General features: G+C 68.5%; 15 protein-coding genes. 9 read left to right on the top strand and 6 right to left on the bottom strand.

Features of this window, described 5'->3' with window-relative positions; translation table 11 throughout:
- From VH571_RS03720 to VH571_RS03735, 4 genes are all read left to right on the top strand, one after another.
- Complete coding sequence (locus VH571_RS03720; protein ID WP_423263390.1) at window positions 1–873, top strand: ThuA domain-containing protein; 873 nt, start codon at window positions 1–3, stop codon at window positions 871–873.
- A complete protein-coding gene (locus VH571_RS03725; protein WP_423263391.1) occupies window positions 870–2,003 on the top strand; it encodes a Gfo/Idh/MocA family protein in 1,134 nt (377 codons plus the stop codon). Before VH571_RS03720 ends, VH571_RS03725 begins: the two co-directional genes overlap by 4 nt.
- Before the next feature lie 275 nt (window positions 2,004–2,278).
- Window positions 2,279–3,745, top strand: a complete 1,467-nt coding sequence (locus tag VH571_RS03730; RefSeq protein WP_423263392.1) for a phosphatase PAP2 family protein — start codon at window positions 2,279–2,281, stop codon at window positions 3,743–3,745.
- A gap of 512 nt (window positions 3,746–4,257) precedes the next feature.
- Window positions 4,258–4,953: a hypothetical protein gene (locus tag VH571_RS03735; RefSeq protein WP_423263393.1), complete on the top strand. Its 696-nt coding sequence runs from the start codon at window positions 4,258–4,260 to the stop codon at window positions 4,951–4,953.
- On the opposite strand, the gene VH571_RS03740 is transcribed toward VH571_RS03735, so the two are convergent.
- Both VH571_RS03740 and VH571_RS03745 read right to left on the bottom strand, forming a co-directional pair.
- Window positions 4,863–6,191 carry a glycosyltransferase gene (locus VH571_RS03740; protein WP_423263394.1) on the bottom strand — a complete coding sequence of 443 codons (1,329 nt, stop codon included), beginning with the start codon at window positions 6,189–6,191 and terminating at the stop codon, window positions 4,863–4,865. The genes VH571_RS03735 and VH571_RS03740 overlap by 91 nt on opposite strands.
- Complete coding sequence (locus tag VH571_RS03745) at window positions 6,188–8,374, bottom strand: glycosyltransferase (RefSeq protein WP_423263395.1); 2,187 nt, start codon at window positions 8,372–8,374, stop codon at window positions 6,188–6,190. The genes VH571_RS03740 and VH571_RS03745 overlap by 4 nt, the downstream gene beginning before the upstream one ends.
- Before the next feature lie 199 nt (window positions 8,375–8,573).
- On the opposite strand from VH571_RS03745, the gene VH571_RS03750 reads away from it, so the two are divergent.
- Complete coding sequence (locus tag VH571_RS03750) at window positions 8,574–9,941, top strand: polysaccharide pyruvyl transferase family protein (RefSeq protein ID WP_423263396.1); 1,368 nt, start codon at window positions 8,574–8,576, stop codon at window positions 9,939–9,941.
- Between the two features lie 173 nt (window positions 9,942–10,114).
- Window positions 10,115–11,098, top strand: coding sequence for a diacylglycerol/lipid kinase family protein (locus tag VH571_RS03755; RefSeq protein WP_423263397.1), 984 nt, complete (start codon window positions 10,115–10,117; stop codon window positions 11,096–11,098).
- Window positions 11,099–11,298: 200 nt separating this feature from the next.
- On the opposite strand, the gene VH571_RS03760 is transcribed toward VH571_RS03755, so the two are convergent.
- On the bottom strand, window positions 11,299–11,631 hold the full coding sequence (locus VH571_RS03760; RefSeq protein ID WP_423263398.1) for a hypothetical protein: 333 nt from the start codon (window positions 11,629–11,631) through the stop codon (window positions 11,299–11,301).
- Between the two features lie 58 nt (window positions 11,632–11,689).
- A complete protein-coding gene (locus tag VH571_RS03765; protein ID WP_423263399.1) occupies window positions 11,690–12,388 on the bottom strand; it encodes a hypothetical protein in 699 nt (232 codons plus the stop codon).
- A gap of 117 nt (window positions 12,389–12,505) precedes the next feature.
- Between VH571_RS03765 and VH571_RS03770 the strand changes: the two genes are divergently transcribed.
- Together VH571_RS03770 and VH571_RS03775 are read left to right on the top strand one after the other, a co-directional pair.
- Window positions 12,506–12,922, top strand: a complete 417-nt coding sequence (locus VH571_RS03770) for a hypothetical protein (protein WP_423263400.1) — start codon at window positions 12,506–12,508, stop codon at window positions 12,920–12,922.
- A gap of 35 nt (window positions 12,923–12,957) precedes the next feature.
- On the top strand, window positions 12,958–13,464 hold the full coding sequence (locus VH571_RS03775) for a hypothetical protein (RefSeq protein WP_423263401.1): 507 nt from the start codon (window positions 12,958–12,960) through the stop codon (window positions 13,462–13,464).
- 84 nt (window positions 13,465–13,548) lie between these two features.
- Here VH571_RS03775 and VH571_RS03780 read toward each other — a convergent pair whose 3' ends face one another.
- Together VH571_RS03780 and VH571_RS03785 are read right to left on the bottom strand one after the other, a co-directional pair.
- Entirely contained in the window at window positions 13,549–13,989 is a 441-nt protein-coding gene (locus tag VH571_RS03780; protein WP_423263403.1) for a hypothetical protein, read from the bottom strand.
- A gap of 350 nt (window positions 13,990–14,339) precedes the next feature.
- The gene (locus VH571_RS03785; RefSeq protein WP_423263405.1) at window positions 14,340–14,879 is read right to left on the bottom strand and encodes a cysteine hydrolase family protein; all 540 of its coding nucleotides are present in this window, start codon (window positions 14,877–14,879) and stop codon (window positions 14,340–14,342) included.
- Between the two features lie 202 nt (window positions 14,880–15,081).
- Between VH571_RS03785 and VH571_RS03790 the strand changes: the two genes are divergently transcribed.
- On the top strand, window positions 15,082–15,504 hold the full coding sequence (locus tag VH571_RS03790) for an arsenate reductase ArsC (RefSeq protein WP_423263406.1): 423 nt from the start codon (window positions 15,082–15,084) through the stop codon (window positions 15,502–15,504).
- Window positions 15,505–15,539: the final 35 nt, after the last annotated feature.

A 15,539-nucleotide genomic window follows, 5' to 3' on the forward strand; every position in this document is an offset into this window, starting at 1 on the left:
ATGACTGACACCACATCACCCCTCCGCGCTGCGCCCCTTCGAATCACCGTCTGGGGCGAGAACGTCCACGAGAAGGTGGAAGCTCACGTCGCCGAGCGCTACCCCGACGGCATGCACGGGGCCATCGCCGCCGGCATCCAAGAGAACCTTCCCGACGCCGTCATCACCGTCGTGACGATGGACATGCCCGAGCACGGCCTCACCGACGAGCTGCTCGAAAACACCGACGTCCTCACCTGGTGGGGGCACGCGGCCCACGCCGACGTCGACGACCTCATCGTCGATCGTGTGCACCGCCACGTGCTCTCGGGCATGGGCCTGCTCGTGCTGCACTCGGGCCACTGGTCGAAGATCTTCGGCAAGCTCATGGGCACCACCTGCACGCTGCGCTGGCGCAGCGAGCACGACCAGGAGCTCGTGTGGACAGTCAACCCGCAGCACCCCATCACCCGCGGCGTGCCGAACCCCATTGTGATCCCCGAACAAGAGATGTACGGCGAGTACTTCGACGTGCCGACGCCCGATGAGCTCATCTTCATCTCGGGCTTCACCGGCGGCGAGGTGTTCCGCTCCGGAATGACCTATCGTCGCGGGCTCGGCAAGATCTTCTACTTCTCGCCCGGCGACCAGGACTTCCCCGTCTACTTCCACAAAGACGTCCGTCGCGTGCTCGCCAACGGCTGCGAGTGGGCACGCCCCGAGCGCCCGCGTGAGATGCCGACGCTCCGTCGCTACGACCTCGGCGAATACTTCGACGGGCAGCATTACGCCGGGCCGTTCGACCACCCGCTCGAGGCCCCTGCCTCTCCGGCGGAGGCTTCCGCTTCGGGGTCGGACGTCGCGGCGTCGGCCGGATCCTCGGTCTCCGCGTGAGCGCCTTCCGCCGGGTCGACTCCGCCGACCGGCCACTCCGGGTGATCCAGGTCGGCGCCGGAGGCATGGGTCGGGCGTGGCTCGAGGTGATCGCTGCCTCCCCCGACGTCGAACTCGTCGGCATCGTCGATCTCGATCTCGACACGGCGCGTGCCGGTGCCGCCCTCTACGGCGACCCGACACTCCCGGTAGACGCCGATCTCGAAACCCTCGTCCAGTTAACCCGGCCCGACGCGATCCTCGATATCACCGTGCCGGTCGCGCACCACCCGGTGACGACCCAGGCACTGTTCCTCGGGTTGCCCGTGCTCGGCGAGAAGCCCGTCGCACCGACCGTCGCGCAGTCCCTCTCGCTGGTGGCTGCGGCCGAGATCACCGGCGAGCTGTTCATGGTGTCGCAGTCGCGCCGCTACAACGACCAGCTCGTCGCCTTCAAGCAGCACGCCCGCCTGCTCGGACGGCTCGGCCTGCTCAGCACACAGTTCGCCAAGGCCCCGCACTTCGGTGGGTTCCGCGACGAGATGGACGACGTCCTCCTCCTCGACATGGCGATCCACGCCTTCGACTCGGCCCGCTACCTGCTCGACGCCGAGCCGGTCGCCGTCTACTGCGAATCGTTCAACCCGTCGTGGTCGTGGTACCGGGGCGATGCGGCGGCGTCGGCGATCTTCGAATTCGAGGGCGGCCTGCGCTACACGTACGACGGCTCGTGGTGCAGCCCCGGCCTCGAGACGTCGTGGAACGGCTCCTGGCGGGTCTCGGGCGAGGCCGGTGCCGCGACCTGGAGCGGTGACGACGCTCCCGTGAGCGAGATCGACGGCCAGCCGGGCAACCCCGACGCTCTCGGATCGGTCGGAGTAGAAATCGCAGGATCCCTCGCGGCGTTCGTCAGTGCCCTCCGCACGGGCGAGAGCCCCGACGGCGAGGTGCACGGCAACGTGCTGAGCCTGGCCATGGTCGAGGCGGCCATCGCCTCGAAAAACGAGGGCCGACGAATCCTGATCGACGATGTGCTCGACGCGTCGCTCGCTTCGGCGCTGGAGGTCGAGCAGCGTGGCGACGTGCGCGAGCGGTTGGCGTCGTGGGGTTCGGCACGGGCGGCGCTGGGGCAGGTCGCGTCTGCCGTCTAGCCCCTCTTGCAAATTTGAAGGAGAAACCGCGCTCGGCCGGCGAAGACATCGCGATCGGCCGGGGTCGAGTGGCGGTTTCTCCTTCGAATTTGCAGCGCGGCCCCGTGGCCCCGCGGCCCTTCGCCGCCGACCCGCGATAGTGCACACCGCGCAATAATGTTCACCTGCGTGACCCCAGTTCGTGGGGTGCCGGTCAACTCCGTGTCTTAGCGTCAATCCCTCACCACCCCCTCGGTGCCGCTCTGCCGCGACACTGGCGAACCGGAGAAGGACTCATGCCCACACCCACGCATTCCCGAGCACTGACTCGCGCCGGCTTCGGCATCGCTGCCGCGGTCGCCGTCGCGGCTCTTGTCGCGACCCCGCTGTCCGCTACCGCGGCGACGACCTACCCGAGCGACTCCACCGCCCCCGACCTCATCCCGCTGCTCACCGGCTACAACCAGTTCTGGACGTCGACCGGCAAGAACGACCTGCACGGCACGGTCGAGGACGGCCCCACTCTCGCCGCCAACGACAAGCTCGCCGTCTGGATCAACAATCACGCCACCACGGCACAGAAGTTCCGGGCGCTACAAGACTCCGAGTACCAGAACGCCACCGGCACGGCGTACGACCAGTCGATGACGATCGCCGATGCACTCGGCTCGAAGCTCGCCGCGATCTACATCAAGGGCCGCAACTCGGGGGCTCTTCCCCTGACGTCGGCTCTGATCAACAGCTCGAACGGCACCTCGGGCGCCTACGTCGGCACGAGCGCCGCAAAGGCGAACTTCAGCTACCCGCGCCCCTTCGTTCCCACCGATTCCACTTCGACTCCGGTCGCGGGTGACGCCGCCGGCTGCTCCCCCACCGTCGTCAACGCCTCGTCACTCCTGGCGAACCGGGTCGGCCACAGCTACGCCGACGCCGCCGGCAACCTCAAGATCGTGCGCGTTGCCGACGCGGTCGACTCGAGCCACCGCTTCTCGTCGAGCGATGTCGCCCTGTCGCCGAGCTACAGCACGACGGGCATCTGCACGGGAGGGTCGTTCCCGAGCGGCCACACGACGACGGCCTACCAGGCCGGAATCACGCTCGCGACCCTGCTCCCCCAGCTCGCACCGGAGATCCTGACCCGGGCTTCCGAGGCCGGCAACAACCGCATCGTCCTCGGGGTGCACTACCCGCTCGACATCATCGGCGGTCGCATCGACGGCGAGGCGGCGCTGGCTGCCCGCTGGTCGGACAAGGCGTACGTCGACGGTGTTCTGACCCCGGCGCGCAAGGAGCTCACGAGCTACCTCTCGAAGCAGTGCGGAGCTTCCCTCGCGAAGTGCATCGCCTCCGAGAAGAACTACACGAACAACCCCTACGCCGGAAACAAGCTGCCCGGCGGAACGGCTCAGGTCGTCACCGATCGGAAGTCGGCCGTGAAGGTCTACACGAGCCGCCTCACGTACGGAATCCCGAAGGTCGGCACGAGCGGCCTCAAGGCCTCCGTGCCCACCGGCGCCGGCAACCTGCTGCACACCGCGTTCCCGACCCTCACCGCGGCCCAGCGCACCTCGGTGCTCGCTCAGACCGAGATCTCGTCCGGCTACCCGCTCGACCAGACTCGCAAGGCGACCGGCTCATGGCAGCGCCTCAACCTCGCGGCCGCCACGAGCGCGACCGTGCAGCTGAACAAGAACAAGACGGTCACCGTGCTGAGCACCGGCGGCAAGGCCAAGGTCGTCAAGGTCGTTTCACACCGCCGCTGAGCGGTTCGAAGCCGGCGAGGCGGCCCCGAGTGGACTCGGGGCCGCCGTATCACCAGGGCAGGAGGCTTGCGGTCTGCGCACCCCTACCGGAAGGAAGGGGATACACGTATACTCGGATAGTCAGTTATCCGAGTTTACGTGCAACTCAGACCACTGGCCTCTCACGAGGCGAGATCAACCCCTGTTCCTGCAGGGGTTTTTCTCTTTTATCCTTCGAGTCCGGCCTAGGCTTGCCTGGATTCCCAGACCGATATTCGTATTCTGCCGCACGAGACCGTGCCGGCGGGAACGACCCGCACAGGCTGCAAATTCGAAGGAGAATGCACGGGCACCCGACGCATTCATCGCGATCGGCGGGGTTGACCGGCGGTTTCTCCTTCAAATTTGCAAACGAACCACAGACCTGCAGGCGGCAGGGCCGAGCGCAGTTCGAGGCGTGACGGGCGCAGGATCCGAGCGACGTGTGCCGGATCCTGCGCTCCCGGCCCTGACCGCACAGCTAGGCTCGACGGATGGTCACCGTCGTGCTCCCCTGGCGCCCTCAGCCCTCTCGAGTGGACGCCTTCGAGCGCGTCGTCGCCTGGTACCGCGAGCATCTTCCGGAGGCCGAGATCGTCACCGTCGACTCGGGTGACGAGGTCTTCAACCTGGCCCGCTGCCGCAACATCGGCGTGACCGATGCCGCACGCAACGCCGACGAGGTCGTCGTGATCGGCGACGCCGACACGCTCCCCGAGATCCGCCCGCTGCGATCCGCGATCGCCGCCGCCCGCACGTCGCCGCTCGTGCAACTCCCGTACACCGAGTACCACTGGCTCGGGCGCGACGGCACCGAGCAGTTCCACGCCGGAACGCCGCTCACCGAGTGCGAGTTCGAACTCGTGCGCGGCGCCTGCTCGGGCGTCTACGTCACGACGCCCGCGACCTGGTGGAGCCACGGCGGGCAGGACGAGCGCTTCCGCGGCTGGGGTTTCGAAGACGCCGCCTGGTTCGTCGCTCACGAGACGCTGCTCGGCGCCCCGCCCCAGCGTCACAAGGGGACCGTCTATGCGTTGCACCACACGGCTGAGGTGCGCGAAGGGCCGTACTACGACGCCAACGCGACCCTCATGGAGAGCTACCGCGAGGCGTCCGGCAGCTCCGACGACATGGCCAGGTTCGTGTTCGACACGAGCGCATCGAACGCTCGCGTGCGCCCGGGCGTCTGACCGAGCGAGGCCGACAACGCGTCGAGTTTCTCGCGGGGCAAGTCCAACACCGCTTGGAGAGCCGTGCCGAGCTGCGGCACGGTAGCCGTATTCGGAGCCAGAGCGATGCCGAACCCCGCACGCTCTATGGCCTCGGCACCGGCGAACTGGTCGGTCGAGAACGGCAGCACGAGCAGAGGCACGCCCGCGGTCACCGCCTCGGTCACGCTGTTGTTGCCCCCGTGCGTGACGGCGGCCGAAGCAGCTCGAAGAAGTCGCACCTGCGGCAAGAACTCCCGGACCAACCAGTCACCCGGGAGGGAACCGAGATCGGAGCGATCGGCCGAGCCGACCGCGACCGCCGCCCGAAGGCCGAGCGACTTGAGAGCGTCCACGACCCGGGCCACCACGTCGGAGCGCACCGACAGGAACGACCCGAAGCTCACGTAGACAAACGGCGAATCGGACGAGGCGAGCCATTCCTCGACTTCGGCATCGACCGGCTCGTCGCGCACGGCCGAGCCCAAGAACGCGTGGGGCGGCAGCTCCCTCGCGGGGTCGTGCAGCTCAGCCGGATAGTTGTAGAGCAGTAGGTCGCCATGCTCCGCGAACGCCGAGTCGCTCGGTGGCGCCTGCGGGTCGAGCTCGGCGAGAGCGGTGTTCCACTCGCGGGTGAAGGAGTCGCTGACGCGGTCGCAAAGCTCGCGCAAAGCGGTCAACGACGCAGGATCCGGCTCGAACGCCCCCGGCCACGCCGGCGGGTAGCCGTAGACCTCTCCCGCTACCGGCAGCGCACTGGGGTGACCGAGCACGACGTCGGCGAAGGGGATGCGCGCCGCGGTCAACGCCAGCCTCGCGCTGAACGCAAGGTGGTCGACGATGATCTGGTCGGGCTGCACCTCGGCGACGACGCGCTGCACCTGCCGGGCCGTGTCGACCGGCATCCACATGAGGTCGGTGAGGCGCTCTGCGGCCTGATACGCGAGGGTCTCGACCATGCCCTCGCGGGTGGCGTCGAAGAAGCCACGGAGCGAGTCGTCTTCGCCTTCGGGCTGCTCCTCCGCCCGGATGACACCCGGGTTCGACCCGCGGGCGAGCTGCAGATTGACGCGCTCGAATCCGAACGACTCGACGATGGCGGCCGTCGCAGGGCCCGTGGCGACGACGACGCGGTCACCGCGGTCGCGCCATTCGGTGCCGAGAGTCGCCAGCGGAAGAAGGTGCGAGGCGTAGTCGGGGCTGATGATCAAGAGGGTCATCGGGTCGCGAGGCTCCAGTCGTGAAGGACGACCTCATCGTCGTGAACGTCTCCGTAGACCTCCGAAAGCGACCGGGCCATGGCCTGGATGGTGAAGCTGTCTTCCACCGTCGCGCGCGACCGGTCGGCCCGCTCGTCGGAGTCTTCGCGTGCGGCAGCGTCGAGCGCCGACAGCATCGCGTCGTGCAACAGTGCGGCATCCCAGGTGCGGGTGAGGAACCCGGTGTCGCCGTCGTGCACGTAGGTGGCGGGGCCACCACCGTTCGGAGCGACCACGAGCAGCCCGGAGCCCATCGCCTCCAGGAGCGCGATGCCGAACTCCTCCTTCAGGCTTCCGCAGACGTAGACGCCCTGGGCGGCGCTCAGCCCGGGCAGACCGAAGCGGGCCGCGGCGACCCAGCGAGCGACTGTGTCGTTCGGCTGGTGCCCCGGCAGCAGGAGACCGGCTGCGGCTCGGTCGGCCGACGGCACGACGACATCCATCAAGCCGAGCTGCTCGCGCTCGTCGGGGCTCGGCTGGTCGAGGTTTCCGCCGATCAGGAGGAGGTTCGCACGGTCTTTCAAATCGCGCGACGCCCATGCAGCGACGATCGTCGCCATGCCCTTCACCCGGTGGAACCGACCGACGCTGACGATGAGGGGAAGCCCACGACGCTCCTCCGGGAGGGCCTCGACGAGGCCGCGGAGTTCGACGAGAGCCCCGGAGGGCGCCTCCCCCGCCGCGTGCGAGCGTGCTTCGGCGACGGCCCGATCGACGACCTCGAGGTCGATGCCCTCGGGCACGATCGTGTGTCGCTCGGGGTGCGCGGTGACGTCGATGCCGACGAGCTCGCGCATGTCGGTCTCGAGGTTCGGCCGCGGAAAGAGCACGGTGTGGGCGGCATCCGCCGCGAGCTCCTGAACCAGACGGCTGCGGAACCAGAAGTGCTCGCGCTCGTCGAGGTCGCCGAAGTTCCAGCGCGTCAGCGAGCCGGCCAGGTCGAGCGACTGAATGACGGCGTGCGGATCCGGCGCCACGGTGAACACCACGGGAATGTCGAGCTCGCGCGCCACATCGGCGGCGGCCAGGCTGCCCACATCGGCCATGCGCAGGTGCAGCATGTCGACGCCACCCGAGGCGCGAAGGATCCGGCGGATGCCGCGACGCGCAGCCACCCGCAGCGGCCAGGCCTCAGCCGACGGAACCGGGTCGCTCAGAAGCGGAATGCGCCCGTAGAGGTGCCCCGTGTCGGATCCTGCGATCGCTGCGACGCTTTCGAGCGCCCCGGCGACCGAGCCTCGCGACAGAGTGAGGACGCGGTCGACGGTGTCGCCGGTGACGAGCTCGTCGCCGAGACGCACCAGGAGGGTCGCGATGCCTCCGTTGTCGCCGCTGCCCGCCTGGGTCAGCCCCGCATCGATGTCGGCGTGGAGGAAGAGCTGAGCCACGGTGAGGCCACCGGTCTCGCGCTCGCGCGGTTCGTCGTCGCGGCCGTCGTCGGGTCGGCCGGTCTGGTCGCTTCCGGCAGCCAGGTCGACCAGGGCCATGCGTGCCGCCTGCGCGAGGAACCCGTCGCCGACCGCCAACTGCTCGACGACACCGGCGATGCTGCGGTGTCCGCGCCGCTGGCCGAGGGCCGCGACTGCGGCAACCCGCACCCGCTCTTCTTCAGCGGCGTCCGCAGCGATCGCGAGGAGCGGTCGCGTCGCGACACGACCGCGTACGAGGCCGAGGGTCTCGACGAGGCGGTAGCGCGCGGCGGGCTCACGAACCCCGAGCAATGCTCCCTCGAGGCCGACGGCCACGAGGTCGGGAACCTGCGGCGACCACTGCTCGAGAGTGCGCTGCGCGACCATGCCGCCGAACCCGCCGCCGCTGATCAGGCCGATGAGGCGCCCCACCGTGTCGGGCCGGGGCAACCGGGAGCCGAGAGCGCTGGCCGCGTGTTCGCGCAGGAATCCCCGCTCACTCGACAGCAGCGCCGAGAGGATGCCGTCGACCTGCTCGTCGATGACCTCGGCGAGAGCATGGGTGGCGGCGATGGCCGTCAGCTGGTCGTCTGAGGCGATGGCCGCGGCCAGGATCCTGATGGTGCGGACGCCACCGGTTCGCCCGGCCTCGAAGGCGAGGTCGTCGGCGAGGCGCATCGCGTCGATCAGACGGTCGGCGGTGTGCAGGGCGTCGAGGGAGGTCTGGATTCCCATGGCGATTCCCCTTTCGTTCGGGGCAGTTCTGGTGGAGCGCGACAGGACGGAGACGCCTCAGACGGGGTACGAGGCGGGGTACAGGGCGTCGCGGATCCTGCGACCGAACTCTAAGCCTTCCAGGTGTCGTTCAGCCGAATGCGAAGTCAGTACGATCGGGAGGCCCTGTTCTGCAACCCCACGAGTCACGGAGACCGCTGTGCGAATTGTCCTTCTCGGAGACGTCGGAGTGCTCTCCGACATGATCCACATCGGCGACGAAGCGATGTTCGAGGAGTTCGTACGGCAGCTGCGGGGACGTGACGCCGGGGTCGAGATCGTCTCGCTCTCGTCGAACCCGGCCGAGACCCGCCAGCGCTACGGCGTCGAGGCGATCCGCAACGTCGACTTCGCCCCGTCGAGCTTTGCGGTCACCGGCGAGGCGCTCCGAACCGCGCAGGAGGATCGGATGCGGCGGGTTCTCGCCGCGGCGGACGGCGACGACGAAGCCCTGCCGGCTGACGACTGGGCGTGGGCCGTCATCGAGGCCGTCCGCACCGCCGACGGCGTCGCCGTCTCGGGCGGCGGCAACATGGCCTCCATCTGGCCGATGCACATCTTCGAGCGCGCCACCCTCGCTGCTCTCGCCGCCCACTTCGACAAGCCGTTCGTCGTCAGCGGGCAGACCATCGGCCCCGAGCTGACCGGCGACGACCGCGATCTGGTCGCCCGCCTCCTCGACTCGGCGAAGCTCGTCGGGCTCCGCGAGACCGCGTCGCTGGCACTCGTGCACGAGCTCGGCGTGACCGGCGATCGGGTGACGGGCACGATCGACGACGCGAGCTTCCTCGGGGCAGAAGGGGCAGGATCCTCCGCTTCTCCCGCTTCCTCGGACGCTGACGACGCCGGGGTCGAACCGGTTCGGCCCTACTGCGCCGTGACGCTCGCCGCCCACGTCGGCGGCCTCGACCGCGACGCCTTCGCCGAGGGCATGGCGAAGCTGCTCGACCGGGTGGCCGAGGAGGCCGGACTCGAGATCGTCTTCTTCGCCCACTTCGCGGCTCTCGGCGGCGGTGTCGCGGATCCTGCTGGGTCTGCTTCTTCTGGGTCTGTTTTTTCTGGGTCTGCTTCTTCTGGGCCTGCTTCTTCCGACTCTGCTTCTTCGGGGTCTGCTCCGGAGGCGGGCGACTCGCTCGTGCACCGCCGCGTGATCGACCGCATGACGCAGCCGAGCCGCATCGAGCCGACCACCGACAGCATCGCCGCGGCCCGATTCGCTCGCGGTGCGTCGCTCGCGGTATCGAGCCGCTACCACCCGGCGATCTTCGCTGTGTCGGCCGGCGTACCGACCGTGGGCATCGCCGTCGACGACTACACGACCGTGAAGCTGACCGGAGCCCTCGGCAACTTCGGGCAGACCGGTGTGCTCACCGCCTCTGACGTGATCGACGGGTCGGCGGTGGCCGGCGTGCTCGACGTGTGGTCGTCGGCCGACGGGATCCGCTCGGCGTGGGAGTCGCGGGTCGCCGAGATCCGCGCGGCCTCCGACGCGTGGTGGGATCGGGTCGCTCGCGCCCTCGGCCTGTAGCTCCCCTACTGCTGCACCTCCGCCCCCCTTGCAAATTTGAAGGAGAAACGCGCTCCCGGCGACGAGGACATCGCGATCGGCGGGGGCCCGTCGGCGGTTTCTCCTTCGAATTTGCAGGCGCCGGGGTACACCCTCCCGGGGCTCCGCCCGACCGCCCCCACTATGTTGAGCGCATGCCCTCCGCCTCCGGCTCCTCATCAGCCGCCCGCCGTGCCGCTGTCGTTTATAACCCGATCAAGATCGACGTCGGCGCCGTGAGAGCGGCCGTCGCCACCGCCGAGCGTGAAGCCGGCTGGCAGACGACCCTGTGGTTCGAGACGTCGAAAGAGGACGCCGGCCAGGAGGTGACCAAGAAGGCGCTCGAGCAGGGCGCCGACATGATCATCGCTGCCGGCGGCGACGGCACCGTGCGCGCGGTGGCCGAGGCGATGCACGACAGCGAGGCGTCGCTCGCGCTCCTGCCGTCCGGTACCGGCAACCTGCTGGCGCGCAACCTCAAGCTGACCCTCGAGGATCTCGACAACTCGCTCCACACCGCCTTCAGCGGCGATGATCGCGCCATCGACCTCGGCCTGATCGACATCCGCCGCGAAGACGACTCGGTCACGAAGCACGTCTACGTCGTCATGGCGGGCCTCGGAATCGACGCCCGCATGCTGGCCAACACCGACGCCGACCTCAAGAAGCGCGTCGGATGGCTCGCCTACGCGAAGGCGCTCGTCACCACCCTGCTCGAGAAGAACTCGCTGAACTTCCGCTACAGCTTCGACGGGAAGCCCGCTCGCTCCATGCGGGCGAACACGATCATCATCGGCAACTGCGGCGCTCTACCCGCTAACATCCTGCTGCTACCCGATGCGGCAATCGACGACGGCCTGTTCGACGTGCTCCTGCTGCGCCCGGAGAGCGTGCTCGGTTGGCTCAAGATCCTGTACAAGGTGTTCTGGGAGAACGGGGTCATCCGCCGACTGCCCTTCGCCGACAAGCTCAAGGGCACCGAGAACGAAGAGCTCCGCTACGTGAAGGTCAAGTCGGTGACCGTCAAGCTGCGTGACGCCGAAGACATCGAGATCGACGGCGACGGATTCGGCAAGGCCGTCGGATTCCGCACACGGGTCAAGCCCGGTGGTCTGACCGTGCGGGTACCGAAGGGCTGATCCGCTCTCGGCGTCTGGTCACGCTGACGTGGGGTGGGTGCCGCGAGAGCACAGAAGGTGCCCTCAGTCCACCGGCGAGCGGCCGTTTGTGCGCATTCGCGAGCGACTAGGGCGACGAGGATCCCGGGGCACCGCCGATCCGACGGACGTCGGCGGCCCACCCGCGGTTGTGACCTCGGGGTCGGCCCGGATCCTGCGCTTTAGTCGACTGTCAGAACCCGAGCGCCGCGCTCTCGACGCGTGACCGCAATGTTATGGATCACGTTGGACAGAAGCCCGGGAACAATCACGCTGAGGCCGGCCACGGCTCCCGACACCAGGGGCGAGAACTCGATCTGCAGCTGGACCATGACGACTGATAACAACATCGCCGCCGTGGCTGCCGTGTCGATCCAGCGCTCGAGTCGGGGCTGGCCCTTGTCGATGCCCCAGTTCCACTTCCACCGGCCCGGCTCGCGGCGTGCTCGGAGCAGGGGCGTGAGGCTCACGACGGCAAAGCCGGTGAGGTAGAGAGCGCACCACCAGGGGGTCATGGGTAGATCATGGCAGATCGCCGCACACGGGTGGTGGCCCGTTTTCGGTGGCGAAACGTTACGGGCAGCCTGCGGCACCGGCGAAGCCGAACCAGCCGTGGCTTGCGACGACGTCGCCCGTCATCCCCCGGGAGGTGACCTGCACGACCGGCCGGAAGTCGGACATGCTGCTTCCGGCGCTCAGTGAGCAGCCGTAGCCCTTCTTGCTGTACTTCACTTCGACCGAGAGCACCTCGGCGGTGTCGGGGTCGATCGTCAGGCCGCCGGCGATATCGAAGCGGGCGTCGAGGTCGTCACCCGCCGTCCGCACCGGGAAAGCCGTCGAGATGTCGCCATCGAGCTGCGTTGCGACGACGTCGACACGGCTGCCCGGGCCGAATAGCGGCAGCGTGAGACGGCCGATCGAGACCGCGCGTCCGCCGGTGTTGTCGACGACGATGCGCAGTCGGCAGTCGAGCCCTTTCGTGACGGTGACGAGCGAGTCGAACTGCTGCTGACCGTCGTCGAGCGAGTCGTCAACGGGCTGCGTGGTGATCGCGCCCGAGGCGCAGGCCCACGGGCGGGCGTCCTGACGGATGACGACGCCGTCGCGGGCGATCGCCGTGCTCACGGGCCAGGCAATGGCCGCGGCCGCGGCGACCAGCAAGGCCGCGATGGCCACGGCTGCGATCAGGCGTGGTCGCCGTCGCCTGGCCGACCCCGAGGGCTCGGGTGCGGGAGCGGAAGCGGGGGCCAGGACGACCCGAGAATCACTCATACCCGGATCCTAGGGGCCCTTTGGCTCGCGAACCTAGCATTTTCTGCCCCCTCGGCGCGCCCGCGGCTCCCCCTTGAGAGGGATGCCGCCGTGCGGCCCACGCCGTAAGTTCGACCCATGAACGGAGAGCACGATGCCATGGCGGCAAGCCGTCAGCCGATCGGTCACGCCGGTATTCAGGCCGGCCTCGGGGTGCTCGGCTCCAGCATCATGGCGGCCCTCGCATGGCAGTTCTTCGAGGTCTACTTCGCCATTGGCGGGACAGTCCCCACCGCGGCGCCCAGTGACGGCCTGCGCTACCTCGTCACGGCCGGGCTCGGCGTCACGGTGGTTGCTGCCAGCCTGGTGCTGGCTCTCTTGCGCCGGAAAGTGCTCGCAGTCGTTTGCTCGTTAGCTCTGGCCATAGGCATGTTCGGATTCGCGTACGTGCTGGCCGTGCCACAGAACCGGTGGAACCAGGATCCAGTCCACGAGCCTCTCCCCGCCGACTATCGCCCCTGCTTCTCCGGCAGCAACGATTGCCCCGGGGGCTGAGTCGCCCCTAGGCTCGGGCCCAACAAGGGGGAACCATGTCTTATCGCCGTACCATTCTCTGCTCCGTCGCCGTCGTCGCAGCAGCGCTCACCACCGCAGGCTGTACCGCTTTCGCGCCGCCCACGGTGCAGCCGTCCTCGCACAAGACCGTCGCCGCGGCAGCGCACAAGGCCAATGCCGAAGACCGCTTCGCGATCCTGCACCGTGCCTTCACCTCGACCGATGCACTCCCCGATGACACCGCCGCCGTCGAGGACGACGAGGTCGTTCTGAACAGCCAGCGTCGCGCGGGATCCGACCACGGCACGACGTTCTGGATCGCCGAGACGAAGTCGGGCGGTGCCTGCCTCATTGCGCACAACCTCAACCCGAAGAGCGCAAACACCTGGACCATCTGCTCCAGCGACCACATGGACAAGGCCGCCCAGGTGACCGGGATGTCCGATGAGACCCAGCACGGTTACCTTTTCACGACCGACGGCTACGCGCCCGTCGGGGCGAACCCCCCGCGCAAGATCACCGAAAACGTCTGGGCTGACTGATGTCTCGGCCGCGTCGCGGTCAGGGATAGGTAGCTTTCGGCGGCCCTGTCGGCGGGCCCGCCGGCGACGGCGGCCTCTCGCCTGTCACGCGTCGAGCAGCAGCCGCATAGCCGCCTTGAGAGCGTCGTTGCCGCGGCGCAGATCGGCTGCTTCCGCCTCGAGGGCGGTGACCTTTGTGTCGGCCGGGGCCGGATCCTTGTCCGGTGTCATCGCGGAACGAGACACGGGTATTTCAGGATCCGCGACCGCCTCAATCTCGTCGGACGCCGCGGCCGGTTCGTCGTCTGGGGCCACCTTTGTCGTGACCACGGCCGAGAATCGCGGTCGCTGCTTCTTTCGTGCTGGCTTGTCGGATTCCGGCGTCGCAGCAGCGACCCAGGCGCGGAGCGACTGCTGGCCGACACCGAATTCATCGGCGACGACCATGAAGACGTGCCGGTCTTTCGGATTCGTGGCGCGGCGTTCGAGGACACGGGCTGTCGCCGCTTCGCGAGTCGCGGCGTCGTACTTCTGCTCAAAGGCCATGCCGAGAATCTAGGGCACCGGCGCTCCGATGTCTGCCGGGATGGGACATCTCGCTTGTCGGGTGCGTCGACTCGCAGGGTTGTGAGCGAGCCTGGGCGCGGGTTGGTGCGCGAGCTTGAGCCCGGGTTGGTGCGCGAGCCCGCGACCGGGTTGCGACCGCACTTGCACCCCCGTGCGGTCTGGCGACCCACCTTGCGCCAGGCCGCCCTGGCCGTGCGGGGGTTCAGCTGATGGGGCCGGACCCGCGCGGGGGTTTAGCTGCCGGGGCCGTCGCCGCAGGGGGTTCATCTGCCGGGGCCGGAGCCGCGCGGGGGTTTAGCCCACGTCGCTCGCCCCGCACCCACCAGTTGTCACACGAGCGACGCGCTGGGCGTGACTGTCGCGAAGCTTCCGTCGAGGGCGGCCATGAATGCAGCGTGAACGCTGGCACCGGGAACGGTGGTCTCGCCGAGGGTCAGATCGGGGGCGGCACACGCATCCGAGACGACCGTGCAGACGAAGCCGAGCTCGTGCGCGGCCCGGGTGGTGGAGTCGATGCACATGCTGCTCATCATCCCCACGATGACCAGCTCGGTGACCCCGGCCTCGCGAAGCACTGTCTCCAGCCCGGTGTCGATGAAACTGTTCGGCTGGTGCTTTTCGAGAGTTGTCTCCCCGTCGAGCGGCGCGACCGCTGGGTGAAAGCCAATGCCGGGGGTCTCGGGCACGAAGAACGTCGCGTCGGGGGCGGTCGCCACATGGAAGATGTGCACGACGAGCTCGCCCGATTCGCGGAACGAGTCGAGAACGGTGCGCGCGGCGACCGCTGCCGCTTCGGGTTCGGCCAGGGGGAAGGCGCCTCCCGGGAAGTAGTCGAGCTGGATGTCAACGAGGAGGAGTGCGCGGGTCATGGTTCGAGTATGGCCTCACCGGCGACGCCGACCCGGCCACATCGACCCGGCCCCATCGACCCCACCTCTCGCCGTCTCGCCGACCGACACCTACGATCCCGCCTAGGCTGGTTACGCGTCGAGGCGCCAAGACCGTGCTGCCGGGGCGCTTGCCCGCCGACAAGATGAACGCCTACGGCGAGAGTCACTGACTGGAGAACCAATGGCCGAGAAGCCGACAGTGCTGTTCGTGTGTGTCCACAACGCAGGCCGGTCTCAGATGGCCGCCGGTTTCATGAGAGAGCTGTCGGGCGGCCGCGTCGAGGTGCTCTCCGGTGGATCCGAACCGGGCAGCGCAATCAACCCCATAGCTGTCGCCGCGATGGCCGAAGTGGGCATCGACATCACCGGCAACGTTCCCCAGCGCCTGACGACCGATCAGGTTCGCGAATCCGACGCGGTCATCACGATGGGCTGCGGCGACGCCTGCCCGATCTTTCCCGGCAAGCGCTACGACGACTGGGAGCTCGTCGACCCGGCGGGCAAGGCGATCGACGAGGTACGCCCCATCCGCGACGACATCCGCTCGCGCGTCGAGGCGCTCCTGGCCGACCTCCTCCCGGCCGTCTTGCCGTCGGCACCGTGAGACCTCAAATTTGACTGCTCACCGCGGCTGAGACA

This window comes from Frondihabitans sp. 4ASC-45 (assembly GCF_049472575.1).
Taxonomy (GTDB): Bacteria; Actinomycetota; Actinomycetes; order Actinomycetales; family Microbacteriaceae; genus Frondihabitans.

Coding starts and splice junctions, on each gene's coding strand:
- VH571_RS03720 (WP_423263390.1), top strand. CDS start 1: ATGACTGACACCACATCACCCCTCCGCGCTGCGCCCCTTCGAATCACC.
- VH571_RS03730 (WP_423263392.1), top strand. CDS start 2,279: ATGCCCACACCCACGCATTCCCGAGCACTGACTCGCGCCGGCTTCGGC.
- VH571_RS03735 (WP_423263393.1), top strand. CDS start 4,258: ATGGTCACCGTCGTGCTCCCCTGGCGCCCTCAGCCCTCTCGAGTGGAC.
- VH571_RS03740 (WP_423263394.1), bottom strand. CDS start 6,191: ATGACCCTCTTGATCATCAGCCCCGACTACGCCTCGCACCTTCTTCCG.
- VH571_RS03745 (WP_423263395.1), bottom strand. CDS start 8,374: ATGGGAATCCAGACCTCCCTCGACGCCCTGCACACCGCCGACCGTCTG.
- VH571_RS03755 (WP_423263397.1), top strand. CDS start 10,115: ATGCCCTCCGCCTCCGGCTCCTCATCAGCCGCCCGCCGTGCCGCTGTC.
- VH571_RS03760 (WP_423263398.1), bottom strand. CDS start 11,631: ATGACCCCCTGGTGGTGCGCTCTCTACCTCACCGGCTTTGCCGTCGTG.
- VH571_RS03765 (WP_423263399.1), bottom strand. CDS start 12,388: ATGAGTGATTCTCGGGTCGTCCTGGCCCCCGCTTCCGCTCCCGCACCC.
- VH571_RS03770 (WP_423263400.1), top strand. CDS start 12,506: ATGAACGGAGAGCACGATGCCATGGCGGCAAGCCGTCAGCCGATCGGT.
- VH571_RS03775 (WP_423263401.1), top strand. CDS start 12,958: ATGTCTTATCGCCGTACCATTCTCTGCTCCGTCGCCGTCGTCGCAGCA.
- VH571_RS03780 (WP_423263403.1), bottom strand. CDS start 13,989: ATGGCCTTTGAGCAGAAGTACGACGCCGCGACTCGCGAAGCGGCGACA.
- VH571_RS03785 (WP_423263405.1), bottom strand. CDS start 14,879: ATGACCCGCGCACTCCTCCTCGTTGACATCCAGCTCGACTACTTCCCG.
- VH571_RS03790 (WP_423263406.1), top strand. CDS start 15,082: ATGGCCGAGAAGCCGACAGTGCTGTTCGTGTGTGTCCACAACGCAGGC.